Source organism: Streptomyces sp. NPDC024555, from assembly GCF_055559335.1.
In genome coordinates this window covers 103194-119117 of record NZ_JBVHKV010000019.1, presented here as the reverse complement: position 1 = coordinate 119117, position 15924 = coordinate 103194, and the positions used below count along the sequence as shown (strand labels likewise).

Here is a 15924-nt window from a genome sequence, read left to right as displayed (position 1 = left end):
GGTTACTTGGTCTCCTCGGTACGGGCGGCGGGGGCGGTGGCGGGCGAGGGGTGGGCGGGCTCGGCACCGCCGAGCAGCAGGTAGAGCACGGCCATGCGGATGGAGACGCCGTTGGCGACCTGCTCGACGGCGGTGCAGCGGTCGGAGTCGGCGACCTCGGCGGTGATCTCCATGCCGCGGACCATCGGGCCCGGGTGCATGACGACGGCGTGCTCGGGCATCTTCGCCATCCGCTCGCCGTCCAGGCCGTAGCGGCGGGAGTACTCGCGCTCGGTCGGGAAGTAGGCGGCGTTCATCCGTTCGCGCTGCACACGCAGCATCATCACAGCGTCGGACTTCGGCAGCACCTCGTCGAGGCCGTAGCTGACGTCGCAGGGCCACTGCTCGACGCCGACGGGGACCAGCGTGGGCGGGGCCACCAGGGTGACGTGGGCGCCGAGGGTGTGGAGCAGGTGGACGTTGGAGCGGGCGACGCGGCTGTGCAGGATGTCGCCGACGATCGTGATCCGGCGTCCTTCGAGGTCCTTGCCGAGTCCGGTGTCCGCCCCGACGAGCCTGCGGCGCATGGTGAAGGCGTCCAGCAGGGCCTGGGTGGGGTGCTCGTGGGTGCCGTCGCCGGCGTTGACGACCGCGCCGTCGATCCAGCCGGAGGTGGCCAGGCGGTACGGGGCGCCGGAGGCGCCGTGCCGGATGACGACGGCGTCGGCGCCCATCGCCTCCAGGGTCAGGGCGGTGTCCTTGAGCGATTCGCCCTTGGAGACCGAGGAGCCCTTGGCGGAGAAGTTGATGACGTCGGCGGACAGCCGCTTGGCGGCCGCCTCGAAGGAGATGCGGGTACGGGTCGAGTCCTCGAAGAAGAGGTTGACCACGGTACGGCCGCGCAGGGTCGGGAGCTTCTTGATCGGCCGGTCGGCGACCCTGGCCATCTCCTCGGCGGTGTCGAGGATCAGGACGGCGTCGTCGCGGGTGAGGTCGGCGGCCGAGATGAGGTGGCGCTTCATCTGGGTGTTCTCCGGGTTGTGGAGGATTCAGGCATGCGGGCGTGCGGAAGCCGCCGTACGGCGATCGGCCGTACGGAGGGGCAGCTACTGCTCGACCGCCGGGGCGGACTGCTCGACCCCGAGCAGCACGGCGTCGCGGCCGTCCTCCTCGGCGAGCTGGACCTTGACCGTCTCCCGCAGCGACGTGGGGAGGTTCTTGCCGACGTAGTCGGCGCGGATCGGGAGTTCGCGGTGTCCGCGGTCGACGAGGACCGCGAGCTGCACGGCACGGGGCCGGCCGATGTCGCCGAGCGCGTCGAGGGCGGCGCGGATCGTGCGGCCGGAGAAGAGCACGTCGTCGACGAGGACGACCAGGCGGCCCTCGATGCCCTCGCCGGGGATCTCGGTGCGGGCCAGGGCGCGCGCGGGGCGCAGCCGGAGGTCGTCGCGGTACATGGTGATGTCGAGGGAGCCGACCGGCATCTTTCGGCCGGTGATCTCTTCGAGCTTGTCGGCGAGCCGGCGGGCGAGGAACACGCCCCGGGTCGGGATGCCGAGGAGCACCACATCGTCGGCGCCCTTGGCGCGTTCGACGATCTCGTGGGCGATTCGGGTCAGTACGCGGGCGATGTCGGGGGCCTCGAGAACGGGGCGTGCCGCATTGCCGGTGGCGTCGTGCTGTGCGTCCATAAGAAACGGACCTCCTTCTCCGCCTCACGGGACGGACCTTAAAGGACGTCGAAATTGCGTCATCCACGTTACCAGGGCCCCGGCGGGGGCCTTGACCCACCCCCCGGGAGGTGTCGGTCCGGACCATTCAGCTTGACGCACCCAAGTAACGCTGCGTAACCTCACAGTGAGTTACCAGCCACGCGGCGCAGCCGCGTAATGTTCCAGCGTCCGGGGAGCCTTATGTCCAGCGAATACGCAAAACAGCTCGGGGCCAAACTCCGTGCCATCCGCACCCAGCAGGGCCTCTCCCTCCACGGCGTGGAGGAGAAGTCGCAGGGCCGCTGGAAGGCCGTCGTGGTCGGCTCGTACGAGCGCGGTGACCGTGCCGTGACCGTGCAGCGCCTTGCCGAGCTGGCGGACTTCTACGGCGTTCCGGTGCAGGAGCTCCTGCCCGGCACCACGCCCGGCGGGGCCGCCGAGCCGCCGCCGAAGCTCGTGCTCCAGCTGGAGCGCCTGGCCCACGTCCCGCCGGAGAAAGCCGGTCCCCTCCAGCGCTACGCGGCGACGATCCAGAGCCAGCGCGGTGACTACAACGGCAAGGTCCTCTCGATCCGCCAGGACGATCTGCGCACCCTGGCCGTGATCTACGACCAGTCGCCGTCCGTGCTCACGGAGCAGCTGATCAGCTGGGGCGTCCTGGACGCGGACGCGCGCCGCGCGGTCGCCCACGACGAGGGCTGACCGCCCCCAGCAGAAACGTGCCGCCGGGTCGGCGGGGCCTCTCGGGCGCCCCGCCGACCCGGCGTTCCGCTGTCCGGGCCCGCACAGGGCCACCGGCCCCGGGGATATGCCGAAGGGCCCACGGTCGCACGACCGTGGGCCCTTCGTCGGCAGAACGCCCCGGACTACTGCTCCCGGCGCAGATTCGGCTTGAGCTCCTTGAACCGGGCCAGCAGGCCGTTCACGAAGGACGGGGAGTCGTCGGTGGAGAACTCCTTGGCGATCTGGACCGCCTCGTCGATCACCACCGCGTCCGGGGTCGCGTCCACCCAGATCAGCTCGTACGCCCCGAGCCGCAGGATGTTCCGGTCGACGACCGGCATGCGGTCGATCTCCCAGTCCACGGCGTAGGTGACGATCAGGTCGTCGATCCGGTCCGCGTACTGCGCGTACCCCTCGACGAGCTCCATCGTGTACTCGGTGACCGGCGGCTGGCGGGTGTCGGACCGCGAGTGCCGCACCCAGTCCGCGAGGACCGTCTGCACGGACGTGCCGCGCTGGTCGGCCTCGAAGAGGATCTGGAAGGCTCGCTTGCGGGCCGTGTTCCGGGCAGCCACGGTTAGCTGTTCACCCGGCCGAGGTATTCGCCGGAGCGGGTGTCGACCTTGATCTTCTCACCGGTGGTGATGAAGAGCGGGACGCCGATCTCGTAGCCGGTCTCCAGCGTGGCGGGCTTGGTGCCACCGGTGGAGCGGTCGCCCTGGACGCCCGGGTCCGTGTGCTGGATGGTCAGCTCGACGGCGGCCGGCAGCTCGACGTAGAGCACCTCGCCCTCGTGCTGGGCGACGGAGGCGGTGAAGCCCTCGATCAGGAAGTTGGCGGCGTCGCCGACGGCCTTGCGGTCGACCAACAGCTGGTCGTAGGTGTCCATGTCCATGAAGACGAAGTACTCGCCGTCCATGTACGAGAACTGCATGTCGCGCCGGTCGATGGTGGCCGTCTCGACCTTCACGCCGGCGTTGAACGTCTTGTCGACGACCTTGCCGGACAGCACGTTCTTGAGCTTGGTGCGCACGAAGGCCGGGCCCTTGCCGGGCTTGACGTGCTGGAACTCGACGACGGACCAGAGCTGGCCTCCGTCGAGCTTGAGCACCAGGCCGTTCTTGAGGTCGTTCGTGGAAGCCACGGTTGCGGAATCTCCTGGACTGAAGCTGGTGGAACGACCGAGGATGCGCGCTAGAGCGCGAGCAGCTCCTTGGTCGTAATGGTGAGTAGCTCGGGTCCGCCGTCCGCCTCGGGGCGGACGACGAGCGTGTCATCGATCCGGACCCCGCCCCGGCCCGGGAGGTGGACCCCCGGTTCGACGGTGACCGGCACACAAGCGTCCAGTTTACCCATGGCGGCGGGTGCCAACTGCGGGTCCTCGTCGATTTCGAGCCCCACCCCGTGCCCGGACGAGGGTGCGAGCCCCTCACCGTGGCCCGCCGCCTCCAGCAGATGACGGGCCGCCCGGTCCACGTCGCGGTAGGCGGCACCGGGCAGCAGCGCCTCGCGTCCGGCCCGCTGAGCGGCGAAAACCAGGTCGTAGAGCTCGATCTGCCAGTCCGCGGGGGCCGTGCCGATGACGAAGGTGCGGCCGACCTCGCAGCGGTATCCGCGGTAGCTCGCGCCCAGGCAGACGGAGAGGAAATCTCCTTCCTCCACCCGTCGGTCCGAGGGGCGGTGACGGCCCCGGCCGGAGTTCGGTCCGGTGGCGACGGAGGTCGCGAAGGCGGGGCCGTCGGCGCCGTGGTCCACCAGCCGGCGCTCCAGCTCCAGGGCCAGATGCCGTTCGGTGCGGCCGACGAGAATGGATTCGAGGAGTTCGCCCAGGGCCTGGTCGGCGATCTCGGCGGCGATCCGCAGACAGCCGATCTCCTCCTCGTCCTTGACGATGCGCTGCTGCTCCACGGTGGCGCCCAGATCGGCCAGCCGGAGCTTCGGGGCGACCGAGGCCATGGCCCGGTGCCGGGCGACCGTCAGATCGTGCTCCTCGACGGCCAGGGACTCCGCCCCGCCGGAGGCGGCGAGATCGGCCGCGGCGACCACCGGATCGCCGCCGGCCACCGGCAGCACGTCCACCCGCAGCCGGTCGTCGGTGCGTCCGTCGGCCGGATCGCCGGTCGGGGGGCGCGGGCAGAGCAGGACGTCCTCGTCGGTGCCGAGCAGCAGCACGGCACCCGGGGGCGCTCCGCCCGCCAGATAGCGGACATTGGCGGGGCGGGAGACCAGGGCGGCCGCGGATCCGGCGGCGGCGCACCGGTCGCGGAGCAGCCCGCGTCGGACGGCGTGCACCTCTGACATGCGTCGAGCGTACGAGCGGATCGGCCGCCCCGCGCGGTCGGCGCATCCGACCGGGGGGCGGGGCGGGCGCCGGAGCGGGCGGCCCGTGCCGGGGGCCGCCCCCGCGTCACCAGGCCGGGGGGCTGGCGATGGAGCGGGCCAGTATGTCGTCCAGGACGCGGGCGGTGGTCTCCACGTCGTACGTGGAGTTGTCGATGATCGGCAGGCCGGAGCCGTACCAGCCGGCCATGCGGCCGTGGATGCGCGCGACCTCCTCGTCGGAGAGGCGGCGGTTGCCGGAGCGGGCGGCGTTGCGCTCCAGGACGATCTCCAGGCCCGGCAGCAGGACGACCGGGAGCAGCCCCGGGCCCACATGGCGTTTCCAGCCGCCGAGGCCGACGACGGGGCGGTCGGGGAAGACCGCGTCGTCGAGGATGCAGGAGATCCCGTTGGCCAGGAAGTTGCGCGCGGCGAAGCCGCAGGTGCGGCGGGCCAGCCGGTACTGGGCCTCGGACTGGTCGTTCCACCCGGCCTGCGGGTCGGCGAAGCCGGAGCAGACCCATTCGCGGACGTCGTCGAGGCTGACGTGGGCGGTGGGCACCCGGCGGCGGCTGGCCCAGAGCCGGGCCACGGTGGTCTTCCCGGCGCCGGCCGGGCCGATCAGCAGCACGGCGAGGGTCGCGGTGCCGGTGCCGGGCTCGGCTGGCGGCGCGGGCAGCGCCACGGGGCCGCCGGGCGGCAGCTGGATGTGGCCGGTGGTCTCCCGGGAGACCGGGACCGGGGCGTGGTGCGGAGCGGGTCCCGTCCAGCCCTGGCCCTGGTGGGAGGGGGGCGGCGGGAGCGGGGGGCCGGGGGGAGCGGCCGGGGGCGGGGCGGGCGGTCCGGCCGGCGGGACCGGCGGACCGGGGTGCCCGGGGTGGCCGGGGTGCTGGGCCCGGGGCGGCCAGCCGCCGGGGCCGTTTCCGGGTCCCTGGGGCGGCGGCAGCGGAGCCCCCACTGCGTGCTGCATCCGGTGGCACTCCGTCTCGTACAGGCAACTGGCGCTGGTGGAACGGCAACCGTACCGTCCCCGGCCGCCACTGGGGCAACGGCCGGGGACGCTCCGGAGTGCCCCGTCGGCCACAGGGTCCGCGGAGCGGGTGGTGCGTCAGTCCGTCAGTTCGTCGGCGAGCGCGCGCAGCGCGAGCCGGTAGGAACCGATGCCGAAACCGGCCACGGTGCCCGTGGCGACCGGTGCGACCACGGAGGTGTGGCGGAATTCCTCCCGTGCGTACGGGTTCGAGATGTGCACCTCGATGAGCGGGGCCGTGCGCTGGGAGGCCGCGTCCCGCATTCCGTACGAGTAGTGCGTGAAGGCACCCGGGTTGAGAACGACCGGAATTGAACCGTCCGCGGCCTCGTGGAGCCAGCGGATCAGCTCCCCCTCGTCATTGGTCTCCCGGACGTCGACGTCGAAGCCCAGCTCCTTGCCGAGGGTGCGGCAGGTGTCGACGAGGCCGGTGTAGGAGGTGCTGCCGTAGACGTCGGGCTCGCGGGAGCCGAGCCGGCCGAGGTTCGGACCGTTGAGGACGAGGACCCGGCGGGTCACGCCGACACCTCCCCGTAGGCGGCGAGCAGCACGGCCGGGTCGGGTCCCTCCAGGACGGTGGGCTTGGCGAGGCCGTCCAGGACGATGAAGCGCAGCAGGTCGCCGCGGGACTTCTTGTCGACCTTCATGGTCTCCAGCAGCTTGGGCCACTGGTCGCCGCGGTAGGTGAGGGGCAGCCCGACGGACTCCAGCACGGCGCGGTGCCGGTCGGCGGTGGCGTCGTCCAGGCGTCCGGCCAGGCGGCCCAGTTCGGCGGCGAAGACCATGCCGACCGAGACGGCGGCGCCGTGGCGCCACTTGTAGCGCTCGTTCTTCTCGATGGCGTGGGCCAGGGTGTGCCCGTAGTTGAGGATCTCGCGCAGACCCGACTCCTTGAGGTCGCTGGAGACGACCTCGGCCTTGACCCGGATGGCCCGCTCGATGAGTTCGGAGGTGTGCGGTCCGGTCGGGGTGCGGGCACCCTCGGGGTCGGCCTCGACGAGGTCGAGGATGACCGGGTCGGAGATGAAACCGGCCTTGATGACCTCGGCCATCCCGGAGACGTAGTCGTGGACCGGCAGCGAGTCCAGCGCGGCCAGGTCGCAGAGGACCCCAGCGGGCGGGTGGAAGGCGCCGACGAGGTTCTTGCCCTCGGCGGTGTTGATGCCGGTCTTGCCGCCGACGGCCGCGTCGACCATGCCGAGCACGGTGGTCGGTACGGCGATCCAGCGCACCCCGCGCAGCCAGGAGGCGGCGACGAAGCCGGCGACGTCGGTGGTGGCGCCGCCGCCGACACCGACGATGACGTCGGTGCGGGTGAAGCCGGTCTGGCCCAGCGCCTTCCAGCAGTAGGCGGCGACCTCGACGGTCTTGGCCTCCTCGGCGTTGGGCAGCTGGACGGCGATGGCCTCGTAGCCCTGGTCCGCGAGGTCCTGCCGGACGGCCTCGCCGGTCTCGGCGAGCGCCTCGGGGTGCAGGACCGCGACGCGCTTGGCACGGTCGCCGATGAGTCCGGGCAGCTCACCGAGGAGCTGCCGGCCGACCAGGACCTCGTACGGGTCGGTCCCGGCGCTGCCGGCGATGTGGATACGGGTGGGTGCCTCGGTCATCGTTGCGTTCTCCCGGCCGGACGGGGCGTCCGGCAGTTCCAGTGCGTCGAGGACCGCCTGGGCGACCTCGTCCGGTGTGTGCCCGTCGGTCGCGACGGTGGCACGGGCGACCTCCGTGTAGAGGTGGCGGCGGGCCTCCATGAGTTCGCGCCACTGCCGGCGCGGGTTGACGGCGAGCAGCGGCCGCGCGGTGTTCAGCCCGACGCGCTTGACGGCCTCGTCCACGTCCATGGAGAGGTAGACGACGGGGCGGCCGGCGAGCAGGGCGCGGGTCGACGCGTCGAGGACGGCACCGCCGCCGAGCGCGAGGACGCCCTCGTGCTCGGCGACCGCGGCGGACACGGCCTCCCGCTCCAGTGCGCGGAAGTGCTCCTCGCCCTCGTCGATGAAGATGTCGGAGATCGGCTTGCCCGCCGTCGCGACGACATCCGCGTCGGTGTCCCGGTAGCCGGTGCCGAGGCGGGCGGCGAGGAGTTCGCCGACCGTGGACTTGCCGACGCCCATCGGCCCGACGAGGACGACCAGCGGACCGCTCATCGGATCTGGAGGTGGTCGAGGTACGACTGGACGTTGCGGTGGGTCTCCGCGACGCTGTCGCCGCCGAACTTCTCCGCGACCGCGTCCGCGAGGACGAGCGCGACCATGGCCTCCGCGACGATGCCCGCCGCGGGAACGGCACAGACATCGGAGCGCTGGTGGTGGGCCTTGGCGGGCTCGCCGGTCACCACGTCGACGGTGGCCAGGGCGCGCGGGACCGTCGCGATGGGCTTCATCGCGGCCCGGACGCGCAGCAGCTCGCCGGTGGTCAGTCCGCCCTCGGTGCCGCCGGAACGGCCGGAGGCGCGCTTGATGCCGTCCTCGGTCACCAGGATCTCGTCGTGCGCCTTGGAGCCGGGCACCCGGGCGAGGTCGAAGCCGTCGCCGACCTCGACGCCCTTGATGGCCTGGATGCCCATGAGCGCGGCGGCGAGGCGGGCGTCGAGGCGGCGGTCCCAGTGCACGTGCGAGCCGAGTCCGACGGGCACGCCGTACGCCAGCACCTCGACGACGCCGCCGAGCGTGTCGCCGTCCTTGTGGGCCTGGTCGATCTCCGCGACCATCGCCTTGCTCGCGTCGGCGTCCAGGCAGCGCACCGGGTCGGCGTCGAGGCGCTCGACGTCGGAGGGCACCGGGTAGACCCCGTACGGCGCCTTGGCGGCGGCCAGCTCCACGACGTGGCTGACGATCTCGATGCCGGCGGTCTCCTTGAGGTAGGAGCGGGCGACGGCGCCGAGGGCGACGCGGGCGGCGGTCTCCCGGGCGCTGGCGCGCTCCAGGACCGGCCGGGCCTCGTCGAATCCGTACTTCTGCATGCCGGCGAGGTCGGCGTGACCGGGCCGGGGGCGGGTCAGGGGCGCGTTACGGGCCTGTTCGGCCAGCACCTCGGGGTCGACCGGGTCGGCCGCCATGACCTGTTCCCACTTGGGCCATTCCGTGTTGCCGACCATCACGGCCACGGGCGAGCCCATGGTCAGTCCGTGCCGGACGCCGCCCAGGAAGGTGACCTCGTCCTTCTCGAACTTCATGCGCGCACCGCGGCCGTAACCGAGCCGTCGCCGGGCGAGCGCGTCCGCCACCATCTCCGTGGTGACCGGGACACCGGCGGGAAGACCCTCCAGCGTCGCCACCAGTGCGGGTCCGTGCGACTCTCCCGCGGTCAGCCAGCGCAACCTGCTCAACGGTGTGCTCCTCATGCTCGCGCCTGAAATCCAGCGGCGCGACCGGGTGCGCGGCCCTGGCCCGCCGCCCTCGATCCTCCCACGCCCGGCACCCCGGACCCGCCGCCGGTCCAGCAGACGGACGGATCGGGCGAGGGCCGGACGGTCAGCGGGCGGCCAGGGCCAGCTCGCCCGCCTGCCGCATGGCGGCCAGCGGCGCGGGCGCACGGCCCGTCATCTGCTCCACCTGGAGGACGGCCTGGTGCACCAGGAGATCCAGACCTCCGACGACTGCGCCCTTCCGGGCGGCCCAGGCGGCGGCGAGTCCGGTCGGCCACGGCTCGTACAGCACGTCGAAGAGGGTGCCCGGCTGCTCCGGCACGGCGGCCGCCAGGGCGTCCGTCGCCCCGGCCGGGGTCGTCGCCACGACCAGGGGTGCGCGCAGGGCCTGCGCGGCCTCGGCCCAGTCGGCGATCCGGACGTCGGCGCCGAGCCGTTCGCCCCAGCCGCGCATCTCGTCGCCGCGCTCGCGGCTGCGGACGTAGGCGGTGACCGGTCCCGTGCAGATCCGCGAGAGCGCGGCGAGCGCGGACGAGGCCGTGGCCCCGGCGCCGAGGATCGCGGCGGACTCGGCCTTCTCGACGCCCCGCTCGCGCAGGGCGGCGATCATGCCGGGGATATCGGTGTTGTCGCCGACCCGCCGCCCGTCCTCGGTGAGGACCACCGTGTTCACGGCCTCGACGGAGGACGCGGTCGCGCTGATCTCGTCCAGCAGCGGAATGACCGCCCGCTTGAGCGGCATGGTCAGCGAGAGCCCGGCCCAGGAACCGTCCAGCTCCGCGACGAACCCGGGCAGCGCCGCCTCGTCGATCTCGAACCGGTCGTACGTCCAGCTGTCCAGGCCGAGGGCGGCGTAGGCCGCCCGGTGCAGGACCGGGGAGAGCGAGTGGGCGATGGGCGATCCGAGGACGGCTGCGCGGTGGCGCCCGTCAGTCGAGGCCATGCTGTTCCTTGAACTTCTCGTTGAGCTTCTCGTGCTCCGCCGCCGTCTTGGTGAACTGGGTCTTCTTGCCGTCGAGCGAGATGAAGAACATCCAGCCGTCCCCGGTGGGACTGAGCGTCGCGCGCAGGGCCTCGTCACCGGGGTTGCCGATCGGACCGGGCGGAAGCCCCGCGTGGTAGTAGGTGTTGTAGGGATCCGGATTGGTCCGGATGTCCTTCGACCTGATCTTGATTTCGCTCTGGTTGTTCAGGTAGTTGTACGCGGAGTCGAATTCGAGCTTCCGGTTCGTCACGGTGTTGTCGGACTTGAGCCGGTTGTAGACGACTTCGGCCATCTTGCGGAAGTCGTCGTGGGTCAGGCCCTCCGCCTGCACCAGGCTCGCGACGGTGAGCACCTGCCACGGACCGTCGAGGTTGTACTTCTTGGCGGTCCCGGCGAGATCGAGCTTGTCGTACTCCTCGTTGGAGCGCTTGACCATGCTCTTGAGGATCGCCTCCGGCTTGGTCTCCTTCGTCACCGGATACGCGGCCGGGTAGAGGAAGCCCTCCAGCGGGTCCTTGATGTCCTCGTTCTTGCCCACCCAGCCGGGCAGCCCGAGGTCGGACTTCTTGGACTTGGCGACACCCTTGGTCGTGCCGGCCTTCAGGCCCAGCTTCTTGTCGACCATCGCGTAGACGGCGACGTTCCGCGTGCCCTCCGGAATCACCAGCAGGTTCTGACTCTTCGGGTCGACCATCATCTTCACGGCCTCGGCCGCCGACATCTCCTCGTGGAGGAGGTACACCCCGGCCTGGATCGACTTCCCCTTGGGGTTCTCGTTCTGGGCCGAGACGAAGGCGTCGACGCTCTTGACGACGCCGGCCTTCTTCAGGATGTTGCCGATGTCGTAGCCGTACGCGCCCTTGGGGATCTCGATCTCGACGGAGCCCGTACCGCTGCCCGAGTAGTCGGGGGCCGCGCCGAAGCGGTCCTTGTAGAAGGAGTAGCCGAAGTAGCCCACTCCCCCGAGGCCGCCGGCCAGGACGAGGGAGACCACCAGGCAGGCGCAGCCGCTGCGGCCCTTCTTCTTCTTGCCCTTGCCCCGGCGTTCGCCGTCCCCGCCGCCCCGACGGGAGTCGCGGGGGTCGTCGTCCTCGTCGTCCTCGGGGCCGCTGTCGTCCGCCCCGGTGAAGAACGGATGGGTCTCCTCGGGCTGGACGTCCGGGTCCCAGTCCTGGCTGCGGTCGGGGGCCTGCTCGGGAGCGGCCTCACGCCGGCCGGGGGGCTGCGGCGGCGGATAGGCCTCGGGGGTGCCGTAGTAGTCGTTCGTCTCGCCGTAGCCGTACTGCGCGGGCTGCTGCCCGGTGTCGTACGGCATCGCGGCGGGCGTCTGGCCGGTGTCCCAGCCCCCGTTGTACGCGGGATTGCCGCCGTAGGGGTCCTGCTGACCGCCGCCGTAGGACGGCTGCTGCGGGTAGGACTGCTGCGGCTGTTGCGGGTGCTGCTGACCGCCGTACGGAGGCTGCTGGTGCTGCTGGGCGTAGGGGTCCTGCGGGTGCTGCTGGTGCTGCTGGGCGTACGGGTCCTGCGGGTGCTGCTGCTGGGCGTAGGGGTCCTGAGGGGCGTAGGACGGGCCGCCGCCGTACTGGTTCTGGCCGTGGGCAGGCTGCTGTCCGCCTCCCCATCCCTGGTCCCCGTACAGGGGATCCTCGGGATGCCACGGTTCGGAGCCGGGGCCCCGGCCATACTCAGTCATCGATCCCCTTGAGCCGCGAGACGACGTTCCGTCTCTTTTGCTGTGCGGTGTTTGTTCGACCACCGCCGCATCGCGCGGAACGTTACCGTATCGCGATCAGACAACCACTTCGACGCCTTCTCCGGGAGGATTGCCCGAAGCCCGCTCGGACTCCAGAGCGTTCTGAAGGATCACCACAGCGGCAGCCTGGTCGATGACGGATCGGCCCTTTTTGGACTTCACGCCCGAGGCCCGCAGTCCCTGACTGGCCGTTACTGTGGTCATCCTCTCGTCCACCAATCGCACCGGAATGGGTGCGACCGCACGGGCGAGCACCTGCGCGAAGGCACGCACCTTGGCGGCGGCCGGTCCCTCGCCGCCCCCCAGGGAGCGCGGCAGGCCGACGACGACCTCGATCGGCTCGTACTCCGCGACGATCGCGCCGAGCCGCCGGTGGGCGGCCGGGACATCGCGTCCCGGCACGGTCTCCACCGGCGTCGCCAGGATCCCGTCGGGGTCGCACGAGGCGACCCCGATCCGGGCGTCCCCGACGTCGATCGCCAGCCGGCGACCGCGGCGCATCTGCGGCATGTCCGTGGTCACGCCGTCTCGGTGACGAGGCGTTCGACGGCGGCGACGGCGTCACCGATCGCGTCCGGGTTCTGGCCGCCGCCCTGGGCGACGTCCGGCTTGCCGCCGCCCCCGCCGCCGAGGGTCTTGGCGGCGGTGCGGACCAGGTCGCCCGCCTTGAGGCCGCGCTCGCGGGCGGCCTCGTTGGTGGCGATGACGGTCAGCGGGCGTCCGTTGGCCGTGGTGAACAGGGCCACGACGGCCGGCCGGCCGCCCTGGATGCGGCCGCGGACGTCGAGGACGAGCTTGCGCAGATCGTCGGCGGAGGTGCCGTCCGAGACCTGACCGGTGACCAGGGCGACGCCCCGGACGTCCTGCGCGGACTCGACGAGTCCGGCGGCGGCCGCCAGGACCTTCTCCGCGCGGAACTTCTCGATCTCCTTCTCGGCGTCCTTGAGCTTGCCGAGCATGCCGGCGATCTTCTCCGGAAGCTCCTCGGCACGGCCCTTCACCAGCTCCTGGAGCTGGGCGACGACCGTGTGCTCCCGGGCCAGGAAGTTGTACGCGTCGACGCCGACGAGGGCCTCGATGCGGCGCACGCCCGAGCCGATGGACGATTCGCCGAGCAGCTTCACCAGACCCAGCTGGGCGGTGTTGTGGACGTGGGTACCGCCGCACAGCTCCTTGGAGAAGTCGCCGATGGTGACGACGCGGACCCGCTCGCCGTACTTCTCGCCGAACTCGGCGATGGCGCCCTGCTTCTTGGCCTCGTCGATGGACATGACCTCGGCCTGGACGTCCAGCTCACGCGAGAGCACCGCGTTGATCTTCTGCTCGACGTCGGTGAGGACCGTGCCGGGGACGGCGGCGGGCGAGCCGAAGTCGAAGCGGAAGCGTCCCGGGGAGTTCTCCGAACCGGCCTGGGCGGCCGTCGGGCCGAGCGCGTCGCGCAGCGCCTGGTGCGTGAGGTGGGTGGCGCTGTGGGCGCGGGCGATGGCCCGGCGGCGGGTGGTGTCGATGGAGGCGAGCGCGGCGGCACCGACGGTCACCTCGCCGACCTGGACGACGCCCTTGTGGACGTGCACCCCGGGGACCGGCTTCTGGACGTCGCGGACCTCGATCACGGCGCCGGTGTCCAGGCGGATGCGGCCGGTGTCGGCGAGCTGGCCGCCGCCCTCGGCGTAGAACGGGGTGCGGTCCAGGACGACCTCGACCTCGTCGCCCTCGGTGGCGGCCGGCGAGGGCACGCCGTCCACGAGGAGGCCGACGATCGTCGACTCGCCCTCGGTGGTGGTGTAGCCGGTGAACTCGGTGGCGCCGGAGTTGTCCGCGACCTCGCGGTAGGCGGACAGGTCGGCGTGGCCGGTCTTCTTGGCGCGGGCGTCGGCCTTGGCCTTGTCGCGCTGCTCCTGCATCAGGCGGCGGAAGCCGTCCTCGTCCACGGACAGCCCCTGCTCGGCGGCCATCTCCAGGGTGAGGTCGATCGGGAAGCCCCAGGTGTCGTGGAGCAGGAAGGCCTTGTCACCGGGGATGACCCGGCCGCCGGCGGCCTTGGTCTCGGTGACGGCGGTCTCCAGGATGTTGGTGCCGCCCTTGAGGGCCTTGAGGAAGGCGGCCTCCTCCGCGAGGGCGACGGTCTCGATCCGCTTGCGGTCGGTGATCAGCTCGGGGTACTGCTGCCCCATCGTGGTGATCACGACGTCGATCAGCTCGTTGACGACCGAGCCGGTGGCGCCCATGAGGCGCATGTTGCGGATGGCCCGGCGCATGATGCGGCGCAGCACATAGCCGCGGCCCTCGTTGCCGGGGGTGACGCCGTCACCGATCAGCATCACGGAGGTGCGGATGTGGTCGGCGACCACGCGCAGCGAGACGTCGGTCGACTCGGCGGCGCCGTAGCGCACCCCGGTCAGCTCGGTGGCCCGGTCCATGACGACGCGCAGGGTGTCGGTCTCGTACATGTTCTGCACGCCCTGCAGGATCATCGCGAGGCGTTCGAGGCCGAGACCGGTGTCGATGTTCTTGGAGGGCAGGTCGCCGAGGATCGGGAAGTCCTCCTTGCCGTCCCCCGCGCCGCGCTCGTACTGCATGAAGACGAGGTTCCAGATCTCCACGTACCGCTCGTCGTTGACGGCCGGGCCGCCCTCGACGCCGAACTCGGGGCCGCGGTCGTAGTTGATCTCGGAGCAGGGGCCGCAGGGGCCGGGGACGCCCATGGACCAGAAGTTGTCCTTCTTGCCCAGGCGCTGGATGCGCTCGGCGGGGACGCCGATCTTGTCGCGCCAGATGGCCTCGGCCTCGTCGTCGTCGAGGTAGACCGTGATCCAGAGCCGCTCGGGGTCCAGCCCGTAGCCGCCGTCCGCCACGGAGCTGGTCAGCAGCTCCCAGGCGTACGCGATGGCGCCTTCCTTGAAGTAGTCGCCGAAGGAGAAGTTCCCGCACATCTGGAAGAAGGTGCCGTGCCGGGTGGTCTTGCCGACCTCCTCGATGTCCGGCGTACGGACGCACTTCTGCACGCTGGTGACGCGCGGGGCGGGCGGCTTGACCTCGCCGAGGAAGTACGGCTTGAAGGGCACCATGCCCGCCGGGACCAGAAGCAGAGTCGGGTCGTCCGCGATGAGCGACGCCGAAGGGACAACGGTGTGACCGCGCTCCTCGTAGAAGCTCAGCCAGCGGCGGCGGATTTCAGCCGACTCCATCAGTGGTCCTCATTCCGGTTGTACGTGTTGGAGGTGCGTGGGACAGGGGGGAGCGTGCGGCGGGGCCGGGGATCGGCCGCCTCCACGACGGTGTGGCGGCGCAGCGGCGGATCGGGGTCGACGGGTGCGTCGATCCCCAGCGCCTCGCCGAGTTCGGCTTCGCGTCTGGCCATGCCCTCGCGGACGTCCAGGGCGAAGTCCTTGAGCCGGTGGCCGGCCACGACCGCGCGGTCGGCGGCCTGGGCGGCCAGGCTCTCGGGGGCGAGCTGCCTGATCTTCCGGTTGACCTTGGTGGTGGCCCAGACCCCGGCGGCTGCGCCGGCGGTGAACCAGAACGTACGGCGGAACATCGCTGCGTCAGTCCTTCGATCCGCGGGCTTTGCGGCCGGCGCGCTTCCCGGCGCGGGCGGACGGCACGGTCCGGCCGGTGACGACCGTGCGCCGGGAGGGCTCCCCCGGCACGGTGCCGTCACGGCGGCCGAGCGCCCGCCGGACCCCGTAACCGAAGGCCGCGACCTTGACGAGCGGGCCGCCGAACGTGGAGGCGACGGTGGTGGAGAGCGCGGAGGCGTTGGAGGTGACCTCCTGGACGTCCGTCGCGATCGCGTCGACCTTGTCGAGCTGGGTCTGCGCGGAGCGCACGGTCGCGGAGGCGTCGGCGAGCAGCGGGACGGCCTGTTCGGTCACGTCCGCCACGAGTCGGGTGGTCGCCCTGAGCGTCTGGGCGAGCCTCGCCAGCACGACGGCGAGGAACGAAACCAGGATCGCCCAGAAGACGGCCACCAGGATCCCGGCCACCTCACCACCGGACACAGTGCACCGCTCTCTGGTCGTGTCGTCTGTCTCTGTCTTGATCCCTGCTCTTCGGCTG

General features: G+C 71.6%; 16 protein-coding genes. 1 reads left to right on the top strand and 15 read right to left on the bottom strand.

All coding sequences use genetic code 11. The annotated features are described in order from the left end of the window. Positions 1 to 2: 2 nt before the first annotated feature. Both ACZ4FH_RS29155 and pyrR read right to left on the bottom strand, forming a co-directional pair. A complete protein-coding gene (locus ACZ4FH_RS29155; protein ID WP_383646082.1) occupies positions 3 to 1001 on the bottom strand; it encodes an aspartate carbamoyltransferase catalytic subunit in 999 nt (332 codons plus the stop codon). 84 nt (positions 1002 to 1085) lie between these two features. Then, positions 1086 to 1670, bottom strand: a complete 585-nt coding sequence (gene pyrR, locus ACZ4FH_RS29150) for a bifunctional pyr operon transcriptional regulator/uracil phosphoribosyltransferase PyrR (RefSeq protein WP_383646079.1) — start codon at positions 1668 to 1670, stop codon at positions 1086 to 1088. A gap of 222 nt (positions 1671 to 1892) precedes the next feature. Here pyrR and bldD point away from each other — a divergent pair, with 222 nt between their 5' ends. Next, a complete protein-coding gene (bldD, locus tag ACZ4FH_RS29145; RefSeq protein ID WP_018103903.1) occupies positions 1893 to 2393 on the top strand; it encodes a transcriptional regulator BldD in 501 nt (166 codons plus the stop codon). A 164-nt stretch (positions 2394 to 2557) separates the two neighbouring features. Here the strand turns inward: bldD and nusB are convergent, their stop codons facing one another. From nusB to ACZ4FH_RS29080, 13 genes are all read right to left on the bottom strand, one after another. Further along, positions 2558 to 2989, bottom strand: a complete 432-nt coding sequence (gene nusB / locus ACZ4FH_RS29140; protein WP_383646076.1) for a transcription antitermination factor NusB — start codon at positions 2987 to 2989, stop codon at positions 2558 to 2560. Between the two features lie 2 nt (positions 2990 to 2991). Next, a complete protein-coding gene (efp, locus tag ACZ4FH_RS29135; protein ID WP_467308599.1) occupies positions 2992 to 3558 on the bottom strand; it encodes an elongation factor P in 567 nt (188 codons plus the stop codon). A 50-nt stretch (positions 3559 to 3608) separates the two neighbouring features. After that, the gene (locus ACZ4FH_RS29130; RefSeq protein WP_467308597.1) at positions 3609 to 4715 is read right to left on the bottom strand and encodes a M24 family metallopeptidase; all 1107 of its coding nucleotides are present in this window, start codon (positions 4713 to 4715) and stop codon (positions 3609 to 3611) included. Between the two features lie 106 nt (positions 4716 to 4821). Then, positions 4822 to 5703: a Pro-rich N-terminal domain-containing protein gene (locus ACZ4FH_RS29125; protein ID WP_467308596.1), complete on the bottom strand. Its 882-nt coding sequence runs from the start codon at positions 5701 to 5703 to the stop codon at positions 4822 to 4824. 138 nt (positions 5704 to 5841) lie between these two features. Next, complete coding sequence (aroQ, locus tag ACZ4FH_RS29120) at positions 5842 to 6282, bottom strand: type II 3-dehydroquinate dehydratase (protein ID WP_383646065.1); 441 nt, start codon at positions 6280 to 6282, stop codon at positions 5842 to 5844. After that, positions 6279 to 7907: a 3-dehydroquinate synthase gene (aroB, locus tag ACZ4FH_RS29115; protein ID WP_467308594.1), complete on the bottom strand. Its 1629-nt coding sequence runs from the start codon at positions 7905 to 7907 to the stop codon at positions 6279 to 6281. The genes aroQ and aroB overlap by 4 nt, the downstream gene beginning before the upstream one ends. Next, complete coding sequence (gene aroC, locus ACZ4FH_RS29110) at positions 7904 to 9088, bottom strand: chorismate synthase (protein WP_383646058.1); 1185 nt, start codon at positions 9086 to 9088, stop codon at positions 7904 to 7906. The genes aroB and aroC overlap by 4 nt, the downstream gene beginning before the upstream one ends. 145 nt (positions 9089 to 9233) lie before the next feature. After that, on the bottom strand, positions 9234 to 10070 hold the full coding sequence (locus ACZ4FH_RS29105; protein ID WP_467308592.1) for a shikimate dehydrogenase: 837 nt from the start codon (positions 10068 to 10070) through the stop codon (positions 9234 to 9236). Then, entirely contained in the window at positions 10057 to 11805 is a 1749-nt protein-coding gene (gene mltG, locus ACZ4FH_RS29100) for an endolytic transglycosylase MltG (RefSeq protein WP_467308590.1), read from the bottom strand. Before mltG ends, ACZ4FH_RS29105 begins: the two co-directional genes overlap by 14 nt. Before the next feature lie 96 nt (positions 11806 to 11901). After that, a complete protein-coding gene (gene ruvX / locus ACZ4FH_RS29095; RefSeq protein ID WP_383646163.1) occupies positions 11902 to 12375 on the bottom strand; it encodes a Holliday junction resolvase RuvX in 474 nt (157 codons plus the stop codon). Positions 12376 to 12383: 8 nt separating this feature from the next. Further along, positions 12384 to 15053: an alanine--tRNA ligase gene (gene alaS / locus ACZ4FH_RS29090; protein ID WP_467308588.1), complete on the bottom strand. Its 2670-nt coding sequence runs from the start codon at positions 15051 to 15053 to the stop codon at positions 12384 to 12386. After that, complete coding sequence (locus tag ACZ4FH_RS29085) at positions 15053 to 15403, bottom strand: DUF6167 family protein (protein ID WP_467308586.1); 351 nt, start codon at positions 15401 to 15403, stop codon at positions 15053 to 15055. The genes alaS and ACZ4FH_RS29085 overlap by 1 nt, the downstream gene beginning before the upstream one ends. Positions 15404 to 15410: 7 nt before the next feature. Next, complete coding sequence (locus ACZ4FH_RS29080) at positions 15411 to 15866, bottom strand: DUF948 domain-containing protein (protein WP_467308585.1); 456 nt, start codon at positions 15864 to 15866, stop codon at positions 15411 to 15413. Between the last annotated feature and the right edge of the window lie 58 nt (positions 15867 to 15924).

What these genes read in the sequence shown, in the direction of transcription:
- ACZ4FH_RS29155 (WP_383646082.1), bottom strand. Translation starts at nt 1,001, where the DNA reads ATGAAGCGCCACCTCATCTCGGCCGCCGACCTCACCCGCGACGACGCC.
- pyrR (WP_383646079.1), bottom strand. Translation starts at nt 1,670, where the DNA reads ATGGACGCACAGCACGACGCCACCGGCAATGCGGCACGCCCCGTTCTC.
- bldD (WP_018103903.1), top strand. Translation starts at nt 1,893, where the DNA reads ATGTCCAGCGAATACGCAAAACAGCTCGGGGCCAAACTCCGTGCCATC.
- ACZ4FH_RS29130 (WP_467308597.1), bottom strand. Translation starts at nt 4,715, where the DNA reads ATGTCAGAGGTGCACGCCGTCCGACGCGGGCTGCTCCGCGACCGGTGC.
- ACZ4FH_RS29125 (WP_467308596.1), bottom strand. Translation starts at nt 5,703, where the DNA reads ATGCAGCACGCAGTGGGGGCTCCGCTGCCGCCGCCCCAGGGACCCGGA.
- aroB (WP_467308594.1), bottom strand. Translation starts at nt 7,907, where the DNA reads ATGAGCGGTCCGCTGGTCGTCCTCGTCGGGCCGATGGGCGTCGGCAAG.
- ACZ4FH_RS29105 (WP_467308592.1), bottom strand. Translation starts at nt 10,070, where the DNA reads ATGGCCTCGACTGACGGGCGCCACCGCGCAGCCGTCCTCGGATCGCCC.
- mltG (WP_467308590.1), bottom strand. Translation starts at nt 11,805, where the DNA reads ATGACTGAGTATGGCCGGGGCCCCGGCTCCGAACCGTGGCATCCCGAG.
- ruvX (WP_383646163.1), bottom strand. Translation starts at nt 12,375, where the DNA reads ATGCCGCAGATGCGCCGCGGTCGCCGGCTGGCGATCGACGTCGGGGAC.
- alaS (WP_467308588.1), bottom strand. Translation starts at nt 15,053, where the DNA reads ATGGAGTCGGCTGAAATCCGCCGCCGCTGGCTGAGCTTCTACGAGGAG.
- ACZ4FH_RS29085 (WP_467308586.1), bottom strand. Translation starts at nt 15,403, where the DNA reads ATGTTCCGCCGTACGTTCTGGTTCACCGCCGGCGCAGCCGCCGGGGTC.